The sequence below is a fragment of the Bacillus sp. NMCC4 genome (genome assembly GCF_002998555.1).
Classification (GTDB): Bacteria; Bacillota; Bacilli; order Bacillales; family Bacillaceae; genus Bacillus.
Genome location: NZ_PVRA01000003.1, coordinates 258,274 through 279,242, shown reverse-complemented (window position 1 = coordinate 279,242; position 20,969 = coordinate 258,274). Strand labels below are relative to the sequence as shown.

Genomic DNA, 20,969 nt, shown 5'->3' with positions numbered 1-20,969 from the left:
AAATAGGAGAGCTTTGTTTTCATCATGTTTATAATAACGGATATAACGTTCTGTAAGCCATGTTTTGTTCCATCGTACTGCAAACGGCAAATGCCTCGTACTCAGGTGGTAATCATCTATCTACAGAATACTCTGTCCTTCTCTCCGTTTGGTTCCTTTGAGAAAGTTCCCCTACCAAGTTTGGGTTTCTCGCTCGAGGGGTTTACCGCGTTCCACTCTCACCATTTCTAGTGAGACTTCGTCACTGTGGCACTTTCAAGGATACTTTGCCATATCCTAAAAGGACGTAGGCATTTTTCCTGCCGTCAGCCTTTCCCAGGCTGCCCTGGCTTATTTTTTCGCCAGGCACGAACACTACGGGCATCTCAGCACCGTGCGAGCATGGACTTTCCTCTGCAATGTCTAAAAGCATTGCAGCGATTACCCGAACGTTAATCAATAATCGTTATTATAAACGACAATGACATCAGGCACAAGCTTTTTTCAGCAAGGCTCAATCATAAAGTTTGCTGCCGAAAACGTGTTTCTCAAGGTTAGATAGTCTTTTTAAAATATCAAAGTTTGTTGTATTAGACTGTGCAGGCTGTCTTTTTCCTTGCTCAACGGCTTCTTCAAGCTGTTTAGACAAATGGAGGTTTTCTTGTTGAAGCTTTTCGATTTCTTGGTTGAATGTCTCATAGTCTTTAATGACCATATCTAAAAATTTATCGACTTCTTCTTGTTTGTATCCTCTGACACCTGTTTTAAATTCTTTTTCTAAAATTTCTTTCGCAGAAAGCTTTACTTTATCAGCAAGCATCTTTTTCACCTCATATCGTGAATTCATAGTATATTTTTTCAGAAATACGTGACGTTGTCAAATTTTCTCTTGCTTTTAGTCAAAAAACGGATCTTCTGCCTCAACTTGCGCTCTCAAATCATCCATTGTGATGTACATAATGGGGTAATCGGTATAGGTTTCCGCTTCTTTGATCATGTACTTTGGCGAGCCATCATGCTCAGGATCATAAAGGACGAGAAGGCCATCTGTTTTTTCAATAAAAAAACGGTTCTTTTGTTTAAATTGTGCCGGACTTTCATACGGTCTATGCGTGACACTTTCTACAAAATCGGCCTGTGCAAGAATCCCTTCATACAACTCTTTGTTTTGTTCATTCCAGCGCTCTTCCTGTTCATAAAATGGTGTAATGACGGCCAGTTTTAACGCTGGATACTCCTCTTGAAGCTCAAATACCACTTCGGCAGTCCAGATTTCTGCCCCAAGCTGGCCTGATATGAGAACCCATTCCAGGCCTTCTTCAATCAGGGCTGTCAGCCTTTTTTGAAGCTCCGCTTTTATGTATTGAAGTGCAGGCTCGTCTTGTTTGAATATCCCAAGCTCAAATGGCTTGTACCCTGTGACAGCAATAATTTTCATTTTTTCACCTGCTTTTAAAAAAAGGGACTTCTAAAAGTCCCATTTCACTTTATCTGTTACAGCAAGGTCCACCGCAGTTAAAGTGTTGATGTGTTGCCGGGTCCACCTGAGAAAACGTATGCGGGAAGTAGTGAACATGTTTGAAATTTTGATGGTGAACATTTGTCACATGCTGCGGATGGATATGCGGCACAATTGTTGTTGAATCGCTGTGTGTACAGCAATGATTCGTCGGATGAACAATTGGCTGTGTAACATTCGGCTGGCAATGATGATGATGATGGTACATGTAGCATTCCCCTCTCCTTAATTTTCTTACATTAACAATGTATGAATTAAGAGGTGTACATGTACTAATGCATTAACCTATTTTAAAAGTTTGCAAGAAAAACATCCTTATAGTTTGAAAACACAAAAGCGACCAAAATGACAACAAGAAAAAACAAGTAGAAAAGACCCTTATACATGCTCTACGCTCCTCATTCAATATCTAACGTTATTTTACAGGATTCGTGACTTTTCTACAATAAAAGTGCTAAACAATTTTTATTTTCGGCCGAGAGCCGAACGTTGTCATGTTTTGCGCTTTCCCGGGCAATAATGTTCATTGCCCAGCTTTTCTCAAGAGACGTTTTTTTCGCTTCTCAAGTTCTTCCGTGTCTCGCTGACTTAACGATGAGAAAGATAATAACGATTCAGTGATGGATAGAGCTGACCTTGCATTTTTTTGACGATGCTCTTTACACTTCGCAAGCTCTATACCCGCTTTTAATGCTAAATGGACATCGCTTGATTTAAATAATTTTTCCCATATTTGAACCGCTTCATCCCACTCGTTTTGTCGTTTATATTGTAAGGAAAGATCATAAGACGCCTGATTCGCATGCTCAAAATCAGCATCCGTTAATTTTTGCAAATGCTTCGTTGCTTCCTGTACATCACGATGAGCAAGATGCCACCTGGCGAGCGCATACTTCTCATTGTGTTCCTTTACCGCATCCTCAGATAGTATTTTTTTGGATAGATGAATGTAGAGGCTGATTAACGATAAGACGTCTAGTTCATTATGAGTCAAGATCCCTTCAATCAGCTTCGGATTTTGTTCCTTTAAAAAATGAAAATAAATCATCGGTGCCAAAAACCCCGGCGTGTCGTTTTCACGATGCACGTGCAGCTCTTCTTTTTCCACAACGGATAGCGCCATTCGTTCATATTTATGCTTCCACAATCGTCTAGATCCGTGCAGAAGATCAAAATGTCCGAATTCAGGAAGTGCAGGGATTTGATCTCGTAAGAGCGTATGTCTCGTTTTCACTTGCGGCCAGTCGAACGATTTACCATTATATGTAACCAATGATTCTACGTTTACTTCATCGAGAAAGCTTTTGTACAGAGCCGCTTCATTTCCTGGATTGGTGAGCAGGTGCTGTTTCACCACCACTTTGTCGGAAAAGACACGTGCATGTCCAAGCAAGAAAATCATATTTCCCGTACCGCCAGATAATCCTGTTGTTTCTGTATCAAAGAAAAACAGCTCGTGCGGCTCGTACCCTTTAGCCGATAGCGAATGCTGGATGCCGCTTTCGTTCCATGCCTCGATGATCTTCGGCAGTTCCGCAAACGAATAGCGCCCATGCTGATCTTCTAATGAATAGATGACTTCCCGAATCAGACAAAAGGAACCCTCAAAGTGATAAGGAGATACACCTAATGTTTCCCATTCTTTTAAAAATGGGATATTTTCTGAAGTCACAGGCTGTGGTTGTCCTTCTAAAGTTTTCTGCCGGTTTTCATGTGTCTGATTGTGCGATAGGTGCTTCTTCATTCTGTTTAATTTCCCTTTTAAAGACATGAGCAGGTGTCCCCCTCCTTTCCCTTAAAATACGGACATCAATTCAACGATGCTGCTTTTTCCGCTCACCTCTTTCATTTCCATGCCAATGCAGGATGGACAGCCATTTTCACAGCGGCACCGCTCAATCAGCTGAATGGCTGCGCCTGCTATTTCATCGAAACGAGCTTGTACTTCCTTGCTTAAGCCGATTCCGCCAGGGTAGTGGTCATATAAAAAGACCGTCGGTTTTCCGGTATGTGCCGCTTTAATTTGTGAAACAACATGAATATCAGAACGGTCACACATCACAAAAGCAGGTACAATGTGCTGAAGAACATTTGCGATGCCAAGCAGCAGCTGTTCAAGTGTTTTCTCTTCAAATCTCCGCTCTGCTTCATGTAATTCAAACCAAGCAGCACTCGTATGAATTTCTTCTTCCGGCAAGTGAATCGGTCCAGAGCCGATATTTTCACCGGTACTTAGCCGGATTTTTTTAAAAATCGTCGGCATTGCGTTGACAGTCACATCACCGTAGTGAACAGATACGGCTTCCTTCTCTGTCGTCTGATCGATTTCAAGCACCTTAAGTTGAACAGCTAAATTCGCATCCGTATAATATTCTACATCTACTTGTTTCACATAAGCCTTCAGATGCTCGTAATCTAGCTTTTCCACTTGATACTGAACCCCTTCGTGTAAATAAATGGCTTCATCATGAAGCAGCGTCATCGCACTGAATCGATCCATCTCTCCAATAATCCGAACATTCGCCACATCTGATTGATCCACAATCACCACATTTTCCTGGCTTGCAGACCGGAGGCTGATGCCATGCGCTGGGAACGATTGATCTGACCAATAATACCGGTTCCCGCTAAAATGAAGAACACCTTCCTCATGTAAGTATTGCAAAATCTCTTCTACCTCCATGCCGCCAAACTGTTCATCCTCCCGAAACGGAAGCTCGTAGGATGCACATTTTAGATGATCCACTAAGATAATGAGGTTTTCAGGGTTGATTCTGGCAGCTTCAGGCGGCCTGTTAAAGAAATATTCAGGGTGTCTGACAATATATTGATCAAGAGGTGAGGAGCTTGCCACCATAATTATGAGTGCTTCCTCATGACGCCTTCCAGCTCGTCCTGCCTGCTGCCATGTACTCGCTACACTGCCAGGATACCCTGTCATGATACAGACCTTTAGCTGACCTATATCCACTCCTAATTCTAGTGCGTTTGTGCTGACGACACCTAGAATGTCTCCTTCTCTCAATCCTTTTTCAATCACTCGCCGCTCTTTTGGTAAATAGCCTCCGCGATATCCACGAATCGATTTTGGACCGATCTCTTTTTTCACTAGCTCTTGAATATGGCTTAAAATCACTTCAACTCTTACTCTGCTTCTAGCAAAAACAATCGTTTGGATTTTTTCTTTCAAAAAAGTTTTTGCCAATTGATTGACAACAGTGGCGGCACTTTGTCTAATATTTAATGGTTTATTCACAACTGGCGGGTTGTAAAACACAAAATTCTTTTTACCGCTAGGTGCCCCGTTTCGTTCAATCAGATGCACCTTGCTCCCCGTTAGCTGCTGCGCTAGCTCTTTTGGATTCGCAATCGTTGCGGAAGTACAAATAAAAACCGGTTCACTTCCATAAAATGCACAAATTCGTTTTAACCTGCGAATCACATTGGCCACATGACTGCCAAATACACCTCGATATGTATGAAGCTCATCAATGACAATATACTTCAAATTCTCAAACAAGCTGACCCATTTCGTATGATGAGGCAAAATGGCTGAATGCAGCATATCCGGGTTTGTGATGACAATATGTCCTGCTTGTCTGACTCGCTGCCGAATGGCCGGAGAGGTGTCTCCGTCATATGTTTCACTATGAATCGGAACATCCATCTCGTGGATGATCTCGTTAAGTTCACTTTTTTGATCTTGTGCGAGCGCTTTTGTTGGGAATAAATAAAGGGAGCGGCTTGTCTGATCTTCTGCGATCGACTGAAGGACAGGCAGATTGTAGCAAAGCGTTTTACCTGAAGCTGTTGGTGTGACGGTTACCACATGATCTCCATCCATCACACGTTCAAAGGCTTCCTTTTGATGAATGTAGAGTTCGCTCACGCCTCGTTTCTCAAGCGCCTTTTTCAGCCTGTCGTTCACTCTTTCAGGAACCGGAGAGGTCTGTGCAGGCTTCGCATCAATTTCATGCCAATGTTCTACCTGTTCGTCTTTCTTTAATTCTTCTATGAGTTCGTTCATTGTTTTCTTTTTCATATCGCATCACCTCTCTTACATAGTGTACCGAATATTTGTTTGCATGACTAGGCGGCAATTTTTTGATGCGCAGCCTATGAGCAAATACTTTGAAGTGTTGTAACAGTATCTATTACACTTCTATAGTGAAATGATTTTATCAAGGAAGAAGATGATGAGAGTGAAAAACGAATTTAAGCCTTTATTTGAACCATTTACGTTTCCAGGAGGTGCGTCTATTGATGGCCGGTTAGTCGTTGCGCCAATGACACACTTCGGTTCTCACGAGGATGGCACCATTTCTAAAGAGGAAATTGATTTCATTACAGCTAGATCAAGTGATATGGGCATGGTGATCACAGCATGTGCAAACGTGACTCCAGATGGTAAGGCATTTGAAGGACAGCCTTCTATTGCAAGAGATGAAGATATACCTGGCCTGAAAAAACTTGCTTCTGCGATTCAGGCAAAGGGAACAAAAGCCATCATTCAAATTCATCACGGCGGTTCTCAGGCTCTCCCTCACTTAGTTCCAAACGGTGATGTGGTTGCGCCAAGTGATGTGTTTAAAGATGGAAAGCAGATTGCACGCGCTTTAAAAGAAGAGGAAATTGTCCATATCATTGACTCTTTTAAAGAAGCGGCAAGACGAGCGGTTCAAGCAGGGTTTGACGGCGTGGAAATCCACGGTGCAAATGGTTATCTATTACAGCAATTTTACTCTCCGCATAGCAATCAGCGGACAGATCAGTGGGGAGGAAATGAAGAAAAGCGTCTAGCCTTCCCTATCGCTATTGTGGATGCAGTCAAAGAGGCAATCGAAAAGCATGCAACAAAACCGTTTATCTTTGGATATCGATTATCCCCAGAAGAACCAGAAACACCTGGTTTAACAATGACAGAGACGTTTACCTTAGTGGATGTTCTCAAAACAAAAAACCTCGATTATTTGCATATCTCTTTAATGGAGATTGACTCTAAAGCAAGACGTGGTGCAGATACTCATAAAACACGTATGGAGCTGCTAAAAGAACGCTGCGGCGATACCCTTCCACTCATCGGTGTGGGCAGCGTCATTACAGCCGAAGATGCACTAAGTGCTTATAATCAAGGAATTCCGCTTATCGCTGTCGCACGAGAGCTGATCGTCGACCCAGATTGGGCAAAGAAGATTAAAGAAGGCAGAGAAAGCGAGATTGAAACTGTCATTAAACGCAGCCAAAAAGATAAGTATTTGATTCCAGAAGGATTGTGGTCTGTCATGGAAGCGAGTCAAGGCTGGGTTCCGATGGAAGATTAATGTCATCAAAAAAACTACCCTCATACGATTGGGTAGTTTTTTTTGTGTCCTGATTATTTTAGTTTAACGGTAAAAAGCTTAGAAGTCTGTTTTTCCACAGGTCCCTTTGGTTCTTTATCAAGATGCTCGATCAAGTCACCATTCATAATGACAATCGGAGTCACTGTACTTGCCGCTTTCTCTTCAATCAGTTCTAAATCACACGTAATGAGAGGGTCACCGATCTTCACTTTATCCCCTTCTTTTATGTGCGCTTCAAATCCTTCACCATTTAATCCCACTGTTTCAAGCCCGATATGAATCAGAAGCTCAAGCCCTGAGAGTGTTCGAATGCCAATTGCATGTTTTGTATGGAAGAGCTGGATGATTTCACCCTCTACTGGTGACACAATCGTGCCACTTTTTGGTTTTACTGCTACGCCGTCTCCCATCATCTTTTGAGAAAAAACAGGGTCTGGTACATCCGTCATATCCATTAACTCTCCATCAGCTGGAGAATAAATGATTTCTTCCTTTACATCATCTTGGTTTTTTCCGAAACCGAATAATTTTTTCAGCAATGTCAATTGCTCCCTTCAAGCTTTGCTTCTAGTTCTATTCCGCGTATGAAACGCTGCGCTCATACACCTTGCTTCATTCAACACTATTTAATCATAATTTTTTCCTCTCATCAATTGATAACCGCCTGAGCCCTTTCTGCATAGGCTGTAGATGAGAGGTGATTCAAATGAAACATGAAGGCGAAAAGAAACATGAATTGCTGGCAAATGAAGATATTCTCAATGAAGCGATTGAACAATTTTTCGCATCCTCCCCGTTTCACGAGATAATAAATAGTGCGGAGGCGCTCATGACCACATCACATTCACTTGCATCGATTACGACCGATGTGACAGAGGATGAGCAGTTTGTGTATATCGAGATCCAATTTCCCGACCATTTTGTCGAAGGGGATATCGCGCTAGAAGTAAAAGCCCAATATTTACACTTATCCGTGCAGGAAACAATCAAAACGGATACAACTTCCTCGTATTCGAGCTTTACCAAAACCATTTTAATGCCGGCAAAAATAGATGAAACGAACATGAAGAGCGTGTGGAAAGATCAAACGCTTCGTGTGACGGCACCAAAGCAAACTACCCAATAGGTCCATCTATTGGGTTTTAACTATGCTTTAAAAATGCTTGTAAATCCTTTCGCTAATGAACCTACTTGATTCATCGTACTCATCATTTGCCCAGCTGTATCAAACATTTTGTTAAAGTCGTATTGTCCATTCGTTTTTTTGAATTGTGACAGCACACTTTTAAATTGAGATGATTGCTGTTTTTGCGGTCTTGGCAAAGGATAAGGGTTCATAGGCTGCTGCATGGGCATCATGCCTGGTGGCGGCATCTGGGGTTGATTGATCGCTTCAGGCGGATGAAAAGGCGGCACATTTTCTTGGTATCCATAAGGCGGCTGATAGACAGCAGATGGTGCCTGGCTCATTCCACCTTGATGTGGCGGCATGAAATATTCTGGAGGCTGCGGAGGCTGCTGCTGCATATCTGGATACGGAAAAGGCCCTCGATTGAATGGATTGAATTCATAAGGCTGCTGGTTTGAATAAGGGATCATATATCTCGCTCCTCTCGCTCTCAACACATAGTGATGTCACTCATATATTATGATCAAGAACAGAAGATGTGCCTAAAGCAGCCATAAGAAAAACGCAGCATATGTCTTCAGCTGCGCTTGTTGATTTCTTCTATTAAAAGGTTCAGTGTGTAAATCACTGACTCAACTAAATTTTTCACACGGGGTGCATGCTGTTTGCCAAAATAAGATTGCAGGACAACCTCTTTTCCATTTTCTTTGACGGCTTCAAGCTGTTCTTGGTGTAAATATCTAGGTTTGACCAGATGAATAAACGAGATCGCAGCAGTGAGCCACTCTTCCATTTTCTGATCAAATGTCTCAACGGCCGGCTGAATGTCCGTGTGAAAATCATATACGGGGTATTCCTCTTCAGCCTTTCCCTTTTGGTACTGCTCATACGCCTCTTCGATCCATATTCTCAGATCTTGTGTATGTTCAAGTAATGTTTGATTATCCAAAATGTTCACCTCTATGAACCATCCTATCAAACGTTTACTTATTGCTCAAATAGAAAAGCTATCCGGCGTGATATGCCGGTCTTGCCGCCAGTTTATACTCAGCCGCGTGAATCTTCACTTCACAGTCCTTTACTTCTGATTCAAGCCGGTCTATCATTTGTTCTTGCTCCTCTATGGCTGCACGTTTTGTTTGGTTCACAGCAAGAGACAGTTCTTCTTCCACCGCATCAATTTTCCGCTCGATTTCCTCTAATAACTGCATAATGGATTCTTTTGATACAAATTCGCTCATCATCAGATTCCTCCTTTATCGTCTCTCGTTACATTCTCTTTTCTTTCACACCCTCCTTCACACATGACAAAACTAGAAGCAAATCGCCAATCTAAGTGTAGATGAGCGCTATTTCTTCCTTTTCGACATATGCTTGTCCTTCTTTGTATGATTGCGTCCGATTGTGTAAATTCTAAGGACAAAGGAGGTAGATTTCATGAAAAAGCAGCCAGCACCAAAAGAGCAAAAGCCAAAAGGGAAAGAAAACAGTACAGATCAGCTTGATAAAAAGCTTGGCGGTCCTAATCGACCATCCACGTAAAAAAAGCAGGTACCCCCTGCTTTTTATTTATGCAAAAAATAGTGCTCTAATGAGAAAAGAAAACGAAGCTGTCTTTTTTTATGAAAATACCAGTCGGTCAGCTCAATTTGTTTTGGTAACGTCTCTGCATCAAATAAGGATGGGCTCAATTTCTTTTGAAACCAATCGTCCCTTTGATCGTCTAATGAATGTGCCATCACCGGATAAACTGTTCGAAGAAAAGGTGTTGACCTCCTAGCGATCCCTAAAAACGGCTCAAAATCAAACCGTGATCCGGTATGCGGAACAGTATGCAAAAAATGATAAAAATCCGAAAATAAATCGGCTCGAAATAATAGTTTCGCTAGTTTTTTTCCTAATGTAATACGCTCCTTTACGCGGGAAAACTTCCGTATGGTTAACCCGTACAAATGCCCGTCCACCGTTGGAAAAACAACGGTTTGGAAATGTCCCCACTCGCTGAACAGATATTGAATCGATTGAAAAACATTCTTTTTCAGAAGAGGATTTTGTATAATAGGAGATTGTATAGTATATTGTTCATTTATGATGAGTGCATAAAGCAGGCGCTCTGTGTCACGCTTTAGCCAAAAACGTTCCCACTCAGTGCTCATAAAACGAGAAACAGAAAAATATGGAAGCAGATGGAACAAGGGTTTGCTGCACCGCTTAGACCATTCATACAAAAGAAGCTGAGGGTAAGCATCCGAAAAGATCAGCCAATTCGCTCTTTCATACGCTGTGAAAAAAAGGTGCCCCTGCTGATCTGTTAAACCTGGATGAAAGAGCTCGCCCTTTAGATCCGTCATAGACCATCCAGCATTTCTCGAGACAAAGGAAGCAAGCAGCGACCATTTCATCTCTGGATGGCGGTCATAAAAGCGTTTGTAAGCATTTGTCCTCGTCAGGTTGTCTTTATTTTTCGCTTTCGTTTCACGCAATATATACTGAGTGATGATGTGCTCTTCTTGTGACAACATAGTAATCTCTCCAATACAAAATGCATTAAAAGGAGGCTGAAACTTGATGATTCGGTATCCAAACGGAAAATCGTATCAGCCCATTCAACAAATTGGGACAAAAAAAAGATTCAGCGGCGAATCCTCTTATAGTAACCGCGGGATGACGCTTGAGGCTGACTTAAATGAAACCAACCAGTACTATTTGGTCAACGGGATCGCAGTCATTCATAAAAAGCCTACCCCCGTTCAAATTGTGAATGTGGATTATCCAAAAAGAAGCGCTGCTGTTATCAAAGAAGCCTATTTTAAACAATCATCCACAACAGACTATAATGGAGTGTACAAAGGGCGCTATATCGATTTTGAAGCAAAGGAAACCAAAAGCACCACCTCGTTTCCACTCAAAAATTTTCACGATCATCAAATTGAGCATATGAAACAGGTAGAAAAGCAAGGCGGTATTTGTTTCGTTATTATATCCGCATTTGGCTCCGTTTATTATTTGTCCGCTTCAGATCTCTTTTTCTTCTGGGAGCGGCAGCAGCAAAACGGCCGGAAATCCATTAGCAAAGACGAATTAATGGAAGCTGGCCACTTAATGACACTTGGATATTCGCCAAGAATTGATTATATTAAAGTAGTGGAGACACTTCATTTTTCGGATGAAAGTGAGTAGCAATGACGTTCGAAAAAGGTTTAACACGAAAGGTTGAGATGTGATGTCTGATCAATTTACAAGTCGTGAACAGCGACGTAAAGCAAGTCAAGAAAACAATAAGAAGCAAAAGAACAAAAAAGGCAAAAAGAAAGCAGGTCTATTTAAAAAAATATTTTTATCTTTACTCGTGATCGGTCTTCTTTGTGTAGTTGCCGGAATCACAACTTTTGCCGTTTTTGCATCAAGCGCTCCTTCTATTGATGATAGTAAGCTCAAAACACCGTATTCTTCAAAGCTTTATGACAAAGACAAGAAAGTGTTTGCAGAAGTAGGTGCGGAAAAAAGAACGTATGTCTCGATTAAAGATATACCCGATGTGGTAAAAGAAGCATTTATTGCAACTGAAGATGCACGTTTTTATAAACACCACGGGATTGATCCAATCCGTATCGGCGGTGCCCTTGTCGCAAACGTCGAGGACGGCTTTGGAGCTGAAGGTGGAAGTACGATTACACAGCAAGTTGTGAAAAACTCTCTACTTAACAATCAAAAAACGTTAAAACGTAAAGTACAGGAAGTATGGCTCTCGATTCAGCTTGAGCAAAAATACTCTAAAGATGAAATTTTAGAAATGTATTTAAACCGTATTTTCTTCTCGCCTTATGCTTATGGTGTTGGGAAAGCGGCAGAACAATTTTTCGGCGTGACAGATTTAAATAAACTAACTGTTGCACAGGCTGCTACACTTGCAGGTATGCCGCAAAGTCCTTCTGCCTATAACCCAGTGAAAAATCCCGAGGCAGCGGAAAAACGCCGTAATATCGTTTTAGGCCTCATGAAAAAACAAGGCTACATTTCAGAGAAAGACTATGAGGATGCAAAAGCTACCCCTGTCAGCAAGACGGTCGTCTCAGCTGATAAATATAAGAGCCAGAACTCAAGTAAGTACTCTGCTTATATTGAAGAAGTCATGGAAGAAGTACAGAAAAAAGCCAAAGTGGATGTATCAACAGATGGATTAAAAATCTATACTTCACTCGATCGAAAAGCACAGGATCACCTAGATGATATTATCAATGGGGATTCAGTTGGTTTTACGAAAGGTATGCAGGCGGGTGTCACCCTGCTTGATACGAAAAATGGCGAAATCCGAGCTATTGGCGGTGGACGTGATGTACCAGCCGGCGGCTTTAACTATGCGACAGATGCAAAACGTCAGCCAGGTTCAACAATCAAACCAATTTTAGATTACGGTCCTGTCATTGAAAACAAAAAATGGTCTACGTATCAGCAAATTGATGATGCGCCGTATACGTACTCAAACGGTACACCAATTAATAACTTTGACAGAAGACATTTAGGGAAAATGTCGATGAGAAGTGCTTTGGCACAATCACGAAACATCCCTGCCCTAAAAGCTTTCCAAGAAGCTGGCACAGACAATGCTGTTCAATTCGCTAATAACTTAGGTATGGACTTACCGTCTGACATTCAAGAGTCTTACTCAATCGGTGGATTTGACGATGGTGTCTCCTCCCTGAAGATGGCTGGAGCATTTAGTGCATTCGGTAATAACGGATACTATAACGAACCACATGCTGTCACGTCTGTTGAATTTAATGACGGTACAAAGCTTGACCTTACGCCAGATTCCAAAGCAGCTATGAGTGACTACACAGCATTTATGATCACAGATATGCTAAAAACTGCTGTCCAATCTGGAACTGGGACACTTGCACAAGTACCAAACGTTCAAGTAGCTGGTAAAACAGGTACAACGAACTTTGAACAAGATGATATTAATAAACACAATATTCCTTCTGGCGGTGCGAAAGATTCGTGGTTTGTTGGTTATACGCCGCAATATACAGCAGCCGTTTGGACTGGAATTGGTAACTCAAAAGATGCGGACGGCAAAATATGGCTCACAAATTATGAACAGCGTGTTGCCAAAATCGTCTTCCAGCGATTAATTTCTCAAATTGATGATGGAAGCGGCTCATTTGAAAAACCAGACAGTGTCGTTGAAGCTACGGTTGAAAAAGGATCGGATCCAGCGAAATTAGCCGGACCAAATACACCGAGCGATAAGAAGACAACAGAATACTTTGTAAAAGGAACGGTTCCGACAAAAGTGTCTGACACATATGAGAAAAAAGAAGCCGATAAGCCTTCTGACTTAAAAGCGGTGTATGATGAAGAGAAAAAATCCATCACACTGACTTGGGGCTATGATGACGACGCAGATGCAACATTTAATGTGAAGCAAGCGGTTGATAATGGCGGCTATAAAGAGATTCAAAACAGTTCTGCTAAAGAAGCGGTCATCTCTGATGTGAAGCCTGGATCTACTTATAAATTCCAAGTGACAGCCACTGTAGAGGATGTCACAAGTAGTGCAGCTTCTACCTTCCTCACCATCAAGGATGATGAAGAAGAGGAAGAAAAAGCAGATGATGAGAACAAAGAAGAAGAAGAACCGCAGCAGCCTGACGACGAGCAGACAGACCAGACTGACGATAACAAAAATCAACCCCCAGGCACTGACGAGCAAAAGCCAGATGATAAAAAAGATCAAGACAAAGATAAAGATCAGGATCAAGGCGGAAATACGGAAAACGGACATAATGGTTCTTCCGATGATAGCTCAGACAGTACAAATGGGAACTCACAAACTGACAATAAAGATAAAAAGAAAGATGATGCGAAAACGAACTCTCAAAGCTCAAATTCGCAATCAAATTCTCCTAGTCGAAAAGAAAATGAATAATGAAAAAGCACTTGCCCATATGGCAAGTGCTTTTTTTAACGGTTTTGTCTGATCTTTTTAAGTGCTTCATGTTTTCCATACTGCTTTTTTAGTTCCGTGTATAGCTCGTCCAGTTGAATAAAGCAATGATATTGAGTTGGTTTTAGCAAAATGAACTCTAAACGTTCTGTCCAATTAATTGGAGCTACAGGAAATGTCTCTTGCTTGATATGTTCCCATTCAAGCGTTTGAAGTCTCTCCCCTTTGATCCAGTAAAACATCGCAATCATACTGACAATACCTTGCAGCATATCGTCTTCTTCACACCGGGACTTTCTTGTTTGAAAACGAGGAAGCATTTTTTCTTTTAATTCATTCCACAGTTCGAACATCACAGGAACAAACTCTTCTGTTTTCTGCCATGGAAGCTCATCTGTTAAAAGATCTGATGATAGATCATATGCGAGTGGATGATCTCTAAGTATGTCTACTCGATCGCCTTTCATCTCTACCTTTTTCCCTTTTAGCTTTTCGACATATGAGGTAAAAACAGCTGCCCCGCTCATGCCAGCTTCACCAATCCTTTTTTCAGCCTCTTCTGCCCTTCTCTACACATATCAAGAAGCGGACAAGACTCGCACTGCGGCCGCTGCGCCTTGCAGTGATATCTGCCAAAAAAGATGAGGCGGTGATGCGTCACAGACCAATCTTCTTCTGGCACCTTTTTCATTAAGGTTTGCTCTACTTCAAGAACAGAATCCTTCCACCGGCAAATCCCAAGACGCTTGCTGACTCGTTCTACGTGTGTATCGACAGCAATGGCCGGCACTCCAAAAGCGACAGATACGACGACATTTGCTGTTTTCCGGCCCACCCCAGGAAGTTTCACAAGCTCGTCCCGATCCTTTGGCACTTCACCGCCATATTCTTCAATCAGCATTTTGCTCAACTTTTGAATGTTTTTAGCTTTATTGCGATAAAGGCCAATCGAACGAATATCTTGCTGCAATTCTTCAAGCGGTACACTTAAATAGTCTTCTGGTGTTTGATATTTTTGAAATAACGTTTTGGTGACTTTGTTGACAAGCACGTCTGTACACTGCGCAGAGAGTGCCACAGCGATCACAAGTTCAAATGGATTGGAATGAACAAGCTCACACTCAGCCTCTGGAAACATATCTCCTATAATATCTAAACATTCATTGATTTGTTTTTTTGATAACATGACTTCTCCTTTATTGGTTATTGTTCCAGCCAATTATAAAAAGGAACTTGTCGTTTATATGTTGACGTCTCTTCTTTTGAAGGTGGCGCTTTTTGCTGAGAACGGAAATGCTGGCTATGCTCTTTTGCTTCTTCCGCTGTTTTCAGCCCTTTCTTTTTCCACTCAAACAGAATTCGGTCGATATAACGGAAATTTAATTTTCCTGATAAAACCGCTTCTCTTAACGCTAGGCGAATCATTTCAGCATCATGATGGTCTTGATCCATCCAGATCGAGAGTGTTTCTCCTTCAAGAGGAGACAGCGGTCTGCCAAATTCATCTTCAAATAGAGCATATAAAGACTTTTCAGCCTGCACATGAAGTTTTTGACCTTCCTTTGCTTGTTTTGCTTCTAAAAAGTCATACAGTACGCCCCATAAAGGCTCAACTGAGTAGCGGTCATGCTGAATACCAGACCCGTCCTCAAACGGCTGAATCGAAATAAATCCCTTTTGAATTAAATGCTGAACCATATACGCACACTCTTCAGCTGAAATGGTCATGCCATGGGACAGCTCTTCAAATGTTTGAAAGAAAACACCTTGTTCTTCATTCATTTTAATCTTGAGCATCACCATCATTTGTGATTCATTCAGTCCTAACTGCTCATAATGAGCAATCAGCAAATTAGGCAAACTGGTCGAACCCATTTGCTGCATATTAATAAATTGCTGCCTATTCATCGGATACACCTCTTCAGTTTAAGTATATCACGTTTTATTTCACGTGCCCCTTCAAAAAACGTTTGAAAAAGCCTCCATATGTTGGAGGCTTTCACGTCTTAAGGATATAAACGGTTTAATAATCTTGGGAAAGGAATGGTTTCACGCACATGCGGCGCTCCACTAATCCAAGCAACTGTACGTTCAAGTCCAAGACCAAAACCTGAATGCGGTACAGAACCATATTGTCTTAATTCTGTGTACCATTTGTAAGTTTCTTGATCTAGCCCATGTTCTTTCAATCTTGCTTCAAGCAGCTCTAGATCATGCACACGCTCAGAACCGCCAATGATCTCTCCGTAGCCTTCTGGTGCAATCAAGTCTGCACAAAGGACGACATCATCACGATCCGGTGCAGGCTGCATGTAAAATGGTTTTAATGATGTTGGGTAATGAGTGATAAACACTGGTTTATCGTAGCTTTCAGCGATCGCTGTTTCGTGAGGCGCACCGAAGTCATCTCCCCATTCAATATCGTCAAAGCCTTTTTCCTGCAAGAATTTAATCGCTTCATCGTAAGTGATGCGCGGGAATGGTGCTTTGATGTTTTCTAATTTTGCTGTATCACGGCTAAGTGTATGCAGTTCAACTTTACAGTTTTCAAGTACACTTTGAACAACATGAGTCACATAATGTTCTTGATACTCAAGGTTTTCATTAAATTCGACAAAAGCCATCTCAGGCTCGATCATCCAAAACTCAATTAAATGACGTTTTGTTTTAGATTTTTCAGCTCTAAATGTTGGGCCAAATGAGAATACTTTTCCGAGTGCCATTGCCGCAGCTTCCATGTAAAGCTGTCCACTTTGAGAAAGGTACGCATCTTCATCAAAATATTTCGTCGCAAACAGCTCCGTTGTGCCCTCAGGTGCACTTCCAGTTAAAATTGGCGGATCTACTTTCACGAAACCTTCTTGATGGAAGAATTCATATGTAGCACGAATAATTTCGTTACGAATTTTCATAATGGCATGCTGCTTTTTAGAACGAAGCCATAAATGACGGTGATCCATTAAGAATTCTGTTCCATGCTCTTTTGGTGTAATTGGATAGTCAGTTGCTTCGTGAATCACTTCAATGGATTTCACTTGCAATTCAAAACCAAGAGGTGAACGCTCGTCTTTTGTCACTTGTCCTGTCACATAGACAGATGTTTCTTGAGTGACTGATTTCGCAAGCTTAAAGACTTCCTCTTCCACTTCTGCTTTTACTACGACTCCTTGAATAAAGCCTGTCCCGTCACGCAGCTGCAAGAATGCAATTTTACCGCTTGAACGTTTATTGGCAATCCATGCGCCGATGGTTACATCTTCATCGACATGTTTGAACACTTGATTAATCGTTGTTTTCAACATAATTCCCTCCAAAGCCAGAAAGAAGCTCACCTTTTCGACAGGTGTGAATCTTTTTTCATACATTTTATTATAACCGTTCTAAATCAGCATGGTCAACGCAAGACAGGAGAAACTACGGCGTTACATTTTTTTCCACATGTCCTGTCGAGAAGTCGACATAGCTGAAGCTGTATTGATTGTTCTCATTTAAGTACGTCACTTCCCAAAGGAGTACGTCACCTTCTCTTGCTAATTGAACGTCCTTTAGCTTAGATACAGTGTTCTCCTTTTGAACGGCTTGTACTGCTTGATTTGAGGTAATGCCTTCTTTTGCTTTTTTTGCGATCACTTTTTCTTTATTGCTGGCAGGTACCCAAACATAGGTTGTTTCATTTTGTTTGTTTTTTCCTTCAACAATAAATTGTTTTTCTTTCCCGACAAAGGTTTCCACTTGCTCCACTTGTACGATGTTTGCTTGTTTTTTTGCTCGTTCAATCGCCGCCTCATGACCTTGTTCTTTTTGTCCCATGGCAATCTGATAAATCCACGTAAAACTGATGATGCCAATGAGCAAAACGAGAGCCACAACGGATGAAATGATCCAGACTATTTTTTTCATGTCAAGCTTCCCCTATGTGCGATATATCGTAAATATCGCTTGATTTTGATCTTCTTGATCTAATGCTAATCCAAACATGAGATCTTCTCTTTTAAGCGTTCTGTTCAATAAGTCAACAATTTTATACAGGTCCTCTGAATGCTTAATTTGAACAGTTGAAAGTACCTCTATTTTACTTTCCACTTCTAATTCCTCCTCGGTACGTAAATATTGTTAGTCATACTTTTCGGCGCGGGAACCGATACTATTTTTACAACGGAACACAAAAAGCCGTTACGATAAATTAACTCCAAACCCACACCAGCTAAAGGCCGCTTATGACAGCGGCTTTTCGTTGTTGAGCTTCTCTATATACGCCTCAAGTGATTCTTTTGACATCTCGTGGACTGGCGCATGAGGGAGTGATTCTAAAAATAGCTTTCCATATGAAGCGGTTTTCACTCGGCGGTCTAGAATCAGCAATGTACCTATGTCTTTTTCAGAGCGCAGCAAGCGTCCTGCACCTTGTTTAAAGGTTAGCACAGCTTCTGGGAGAGCAACGGCTTTAAACGGGTTCTTCCCCTGTTTTTTAGCGGCCTCACATTTTGCTTCAATGAGCGGTGAATCAGGCGGCCTGAACGGGAGACGTGCCATAATGACTGTTGTCAGCTCTGATCCAGGAAAATCGACACCTTCCCAAAAACTACCCGTACCAAGTAAAATCGCATGTTTTGCTAATTTGAACATTTTCGTTAATTTAACAGGGCTCCCGCCCGTCAGACCTTGAGCAAAAAGGGCGGCTTGCATCCCTTCTGTTTTCAGCTCTTCATACACTGCTTTTAACATCTCATGTGAATTAAACAACACCAATATCTTCGCTTGATGCTGCTTTTCCATCACCTTAATGTACCGTGCTGCTTGCTCTACATAGTCGCGCTCATCACGGTTCGTAATCGGCGGCATATCAGCTGGTACAATCACCTTGAGCTGTTTTTCAAGTTCAAACGGTGACTCAATCTGTACAAGATGCGGATAAAAATCCTGCAGACCAAATCGTTCTAAGCAATAATCAAAGCGCCCATTGATTGTGAGTGTTCCTGATGTGAGAACAACACTTTTTTTGTTCATAAAAAATCGGTCCGCTAAAAGCTCTCCAGTATCTAGCGGCTGTGCATGCATAAAGACAGCATTTTTGGCACCCTTTGCATCAATCTCAATCCAAACCGTTTCATCATTTTTCGGTTCAAAAATAAACCGGTACAGCGTACTGCAAAATGTATGCATAAACGACATCACTTGATCGTATTCCTCTGCTTCAAAGGCAAAGTGTTCTGTCAGCTGATCACTTTTTTGAAGAAGCTCGCTTTTTTGCTGCTCATACAACTTTTCACAAGCAATTAACAAGGAACAAAGCTTACTTGCCGTCTCTTTAATCCGTTTCCACTGCGCATGCTTCGAATGATGACGTACTCTATGAATGAGACGATTGATGTCTGCTTTTGGTTTTGTCCTTTTGACAAAAGAATGAACGGTACTAAAGAAGGCGTCACTTTCCATTTGAAGCTGATGAAGATACTCATCCATTTCGATAAAGGTGTCCGTCTGTAAACCTGCACCGTGAAATCTCTTTTTCAGCTTGTTTAAAAGACCGCCCTGTAAGGAGCCAAGCTGCGTTAATTTCGCATGAAGCTGGATATACGACGCACTATCTCCTAGTGTTTCATTGGCTGTTTTCTCAAATTGATGAGCCTCGTCAATCACATATACGTCTGCATGCTGAAAGATAGACGATGCTTCCGTTTGTGATAAGAGCAGGCGATGATTTGTTAAAATTAAATTGGCTGTTTTGGCTCTTTTTTTGGCGCGTTCATAAAAGCAGTATTCTTTAAAGCGGCGCTTTTTCGATGTAAACGGCATGTGCACACACGAAATACGGTCTTTTATATTGGCAGCTCCTGAAGGTAAATTCAGTTCAGATAAATCACCCGTTTCTGTGACAAGAAGCCACATTAATATTTGTGCCTTCGTTAAGACCACATCATAGTTATCATCTTCCTCATGCAGCACATGCTCAAACTTATCTAAGCAAATATAATGCGCCCGTCCTTTGAATACACAGGCAGCTGGCTCAAACGGAAGCAATTGATTTAAAATCGGCACATCGCGCTGAAGCATTTGCTGCTGCAAAAGAATGGAATATGTACTAATAATGACAGGTTTTCCTGATTTCTTTGCCTCTAGTGCAGCTGGTATGAGGTATGCCAGCGTTTTTCCAATACCTGGTGCCGCTTCAATTAAAGCATAGGCCCTTTCATGAAACACATCTCTCACTTTATTCATCATCGTGAGCTGGCCTTCTCTTACTTCATAGCCTTCCACTGTTTGGGGAAGCTTCTTTTTGATCTCCTCAAACAGCTGTTCATCGTCTTCCCCTACTGAATCTGTCGTATCCGTTTCAGGATTGGTGACATCTTTTACAGCAAAAGAGCCCACTTCTACCAAAGAATCTTCACGGCTAGCACGACTCGTTTCAAGCTGCTGTATTAAAAGTCCTATATCGCTTAAGAGATAAGAGGATAATCTGCGCAGCTGCTTTAGCACATTTGGCGGTGTATGTGTTAATTGATGTAATAAGGTTAAAAATAACATGGCAGTAACTTCCGCATCACTATCCGCCCGGTGCGGGTGGTCATGTGGAAGCATGAGCTCTTCACTTAATTCAGTGAGCTTATAACCTTCAAGCTCTGGATAAAGAATTCTAGAAATCTCAACTGTATCAATCGCTAGCACATCCAGCTCATTTTTCCCGCATGCTTTTAGTTCATCATTTAAAAAATTCAAGTCAAAATGAACATTGTGCGCAACAAAATAAGCGCCTTGAATAAGATCATACACCTCTTGGGCAATGTCCTCAAAAAACACTGCATCGTTAACCATGTGCTGCTGAATACCTGTCAGCTGTTCAATAAATCCAGGGATCGCTTTTCCCGGGTTCACATATTTTGAATACCGTTCGACAATTTGTCCATTTTCAATGACCACCGCAGCAATTTGAATGATTTTATCACCCTTTTTGGGTGAATTTCCGGTGGTTTCAATATCAACGACAACAAACCTTTGATCGGCCATAAAATGGACACCTCAATTCCTCGTTTCACTCGAAGTGAAACA

Annotated in this window: 22 protein-coding genes and 1 other RNA gene; 5 read left to right on the top strand and 18 right to left on the bottom strand. The window is 41.6% G+C overall.

All coding sequences use genetic code 11. The annotated features are described in order from the left end of the window. Window positions 1–48: 48 nt before the first annotated feature. From rnpB to C6Y02_RS08800, 6 genes are all read right to left on the bottom strand, one after another. An RNA gene (gene rnpB / locus C6Y02_RS08825) (RNase P RNA component class B) lies at window positions 49–432 on the bottom strand. Window positions 433–493: 61 nt separating this feature from the next. Beyond that, window positions 494–799, bottom strand: coding sequence for a cell division regulator GpsB (gene gpsB / locus C6Y02_RS08820; RefSeq protein WP_012010336.1), 306 nt, complete (start codon window positions 797–799; stop codon window positions 494–496). 75 nt (window positions 800–874) lie between these two features. Beyond that, a complete protein-coding gene (locus C6Y02_RS08815; RefSeq protein WP_170938393.1) occupies window positions 875–1,417 on the bottom strand; it encodes an SLOG family protein in 543 nt (180 codons plus the stop codon). Between the two features lie 49 nt (window positions 1,418–1,466). After that, window positions 1,467–1,706, bottom strand: a complete 240-nt coding sequence (gene cotD, locus C6Y02_RS08810) for a spore coat protein CotD (RefSeq protein WP_034661015.1) — start codon at window positions 1,704–1,706, stop codon at window positions 1,467–1,469. A gap of 315 nt (window positions 1,707–2,021) precedes the next feature. Beyond that, entirely contained in the window at window positions 2,022–3,269 is a 1,248-nt protein-coding gene (locus tag C6Y02_RS08805; protein ID WP_106031065.1) for a ribonuclease H-like domain-containing protein, read from the bottom strand. A 24-nt stretch (window positions 3,270–3,293) separates the two neighbouring features. After that, window positions 3,294–5,540 (bottom strand): DEAD/DEAH box helicase, encoded by a 2,247-nt coding sequence (locus C6Y02_RS08800; RefSeq protein WP_095285318.1) that lies wholly within the window; start codon window positions 5,538–5,540, stop codon window positions 3,294–3,296. Between the two features lie 160 nt (window positions 5,541–5,700). On the opposite strand from C6Y02_RS08800, the gene C6Y02_RS08795 reads away from it, so the two are divergent. Beyond that, the gene (locus tag C6Y02_RS08795; protein WP_223250492.1) at window positions 5,701–6,819 is read left to right on the top strand and encodes an NADH-dependent flavin oxidoreductase; all 1,119 of its coding nucleotides are present in this window, start codon (window positions 5,701–5,703) and stop codon (window positions 6,817–6,819) included. A 53-nt stretch (window positions 6,820–6,872) separates the two neighbouring features. Here C6Y02_RS08795 and C6Y02_RS08790 read toward each other — a convergent pair whose 3' ends face one another. Further along, window positions 6,873–7,379, bottom strand: coding sequence for a PTS sugar transporter subunit IIA (locus C6Y02_RS08790; RefSeq protein WP_060596718.1), 507 nt, complete (start codon window positions 7,377–7,379; stop codon window positions 6,873–6,875). A 167-nt stretch (window positions 7,380–7,546) separates the two neighbouring features. Here C6Y02_RS08790 and C6Y02_RS08785 point away from each other — a divergent pair, with 167 nt between their 5' ends. Continuing rightward, a complete protein-coding gene (locus C6Y02_RS08785) occupies window positions 7,547–7,966 on the top strand; it encodes an Hsp20/alpha crystallin family protein (RefSeq protein WP_060596719.1) in 420 nt (139 codons plus the stop codon). Between the two features lie 20 nt (window positions 7,967–7,986). On the opposite strand, the gene C6Y02_RS08780 is transcribed toward C6Y02_RS08785, so the two are convergent. From C6Y02_RS08780 to C6Y02_RS08770, 3 genes are all read right to left on the bottom strand, one after another. After that, window positions 7,987–8,439, bottom strand: coding sequence for a YppG family protein (locus tag C6Y02_RS08780; protein ID WP_060596720.1), 453 nt, complete (start codon window positions 8,437–8,439; stop codon window positions 7,987–7,989). Window positions 8,440–8,546: 107 nt separating this feature from the next. Next, complete coding sequence (locus C6Y02_RS08775) at window positions 8,547–8,918, bottom strand: YppE family protein (RefSeq protein ID WP_034661025.1); 372 nt, start codon at window positions 8,916–8,918, stop codon at window positions 8,547–8,549. Between the two features lie 58 nt (window positions 8,919–8,976). After that, entirely contained in the window at window positions 8,977–9,210 is a 234-nt protein-coding gene (locus tag C6Y02_RS08770) for a DUF5446 family protein (RefSeq protein WP_223250487.1), read from the bottom strand. A 196-nt stretch (window positions 9,211–9,406) separates the two neighbouring features. Between C6Y02_RS08770 and sspM the strand changes: the two genes are divergently transcribed. Further along, a complete protein-coding gene (sspM, locus tag C6Y02_RS08765) occupies window positions 9,407–9,511 on the top strand; it encodes an acid-soluble spore protein SspM (RefSeq protein WP_012010346.1) in 105 nt (34 codons plus the stop codon). A 23-nt stretch (window positions 9,512–9,534) separates the two neighbouring features. Here sspM and C6Y02_RS08760 read toward each other — a convergent pair whose 3' ends face one another. Next, on the bottom strand, window positions 9,535–10,491 hold the full coding sequence (locus C6Y02_RS08760) for a DUF2515 domain-containing protein (RefSeq protein WP_106031064.1): 957 nt from the start codon (window positions 10,489–10,491) through the stop codon (window positions 9,535–9,537). Window positions 10,492–10,537: 46 nt separating this feature from the next. On the opposite strand from C6Y02_RS08760, the gene recU reads away from it, so the two are divergent. Then, window positions 10,538–11,149 (top strand): Holliday junction resolvase RecU, encoded by a 612-nt coding sequence (gene recU / locus C6Y02_RS08755; protein ID WP_034661029.1) that lies wholly within the window; start codon window positions 10,538–10,540, stop codon window positions 11,147–11,149. Between the two features lie 43 nt (window positions 11,150–11,192). After that, window positions 11,193–13,901, top strand: a complete 2,709-nt coding sequence (locus tag C6Y02_RS08750; RefSeq protein ID WP_106031063.1) for a PBP1A family penicillin-binding protein — start codon at window positions 11,193–11,195, stop codon at window positions 13,899–13,901. Window positions 13,902–13,936: 35 nt separating this feature from the next. Here the strand turns inward: C6Y02_RS08750 and C6Y02_RS08745 are convergent, their stop codons facing one another. The 7 genes from C6Y02_RS08745 to dinG form a co-directional block, all read right to left on the bottom strand. Further along, window positions 13,937–14,446 (bottom strand): YpoC family protein, encoded by a 510-nt coding sequence (locus C6Y02_RS08745; protein ID WP_106031062.1) that lies wholly within the window; start codon window positions 14,444–14,446, stop codon window positions 13,937–13,939. Continuing rightward, entirely contained in the window at window positions 14,443–15,105 is a 663-nt protein-coding gene (gene nth, locus C6Y02_RS08740) for an endonuclease III (RefSeq protein WP_034661035.1), read from the bottom strand. Before nth ends, C6Y02_RS08745 begins: the two co-directional genes overlap by 4 nt. 17 nt (window positions 15,106–15,122) lie before the next feature. Next, on the bottom strand, window positions 15,123–15,827 hold the full coding sequence (locus tag C6Y02_RS08735) for a DnaD domain-containing protein (protein ID WP_034661036.1): 705 nt from the start codon (window positions 15,825–15,827) through the stop codon (window positions 15,123–15,125). 98 nt (window positions 15,828–15,925) lie between these two features. Further along, window positions 15,926–17,218, bottom strand: a complete 1,293-nt coding sequence (asnS, locus tag C6Y02_RS08730) for an asparagine--tRNA ligase (RefSeq protein WP_106031145.1) — start codon at window positions 17,216–17,218, stop codon at window positions 15,926–15,928. Window positions 17,219–17,333: 115 nt separating this feature from the next. Next, entirely contained in the window at window positions 17,334–17,819 is a 486-nt protein-coding gene (tseB, locus tag C6Y02_RS08725) for a cell wall elongation/penicillin-binding protein regulator TseB (protein ID WP_060596725.1), read from the bottom strand. 12 nt (window positions 17,820–17,831) lie between these two features. Beyond that, window positions 17,832–18,002 (bottom strand): YpmA family protein, encoded by a 171-nt coding sequence (locus tag C6Y02_RS08720; protein ID WP_008344594.1) that lies wholly within the window; start codon window positions 18,000–18,002, stop codon window positions 17,832–17,834. A 132-nt stretch (window positions 18,003–18,134) separates the two neighbouring features. After that, window positions 18,135–20,927, bottom strand: a complete 2,793-nt coding sequence (gene dinG, locus C6Y02_RS08715) for an ATP-dependent DNA helicase DinG (RefSeq protein ID WP_106031061.1) — start codon at window positions 20,925–20,927, stop codon at window positions 18,135–18,137. Between the last annotated feature and the right edge of the window lie 42 nt (window positions 20,928–20,969).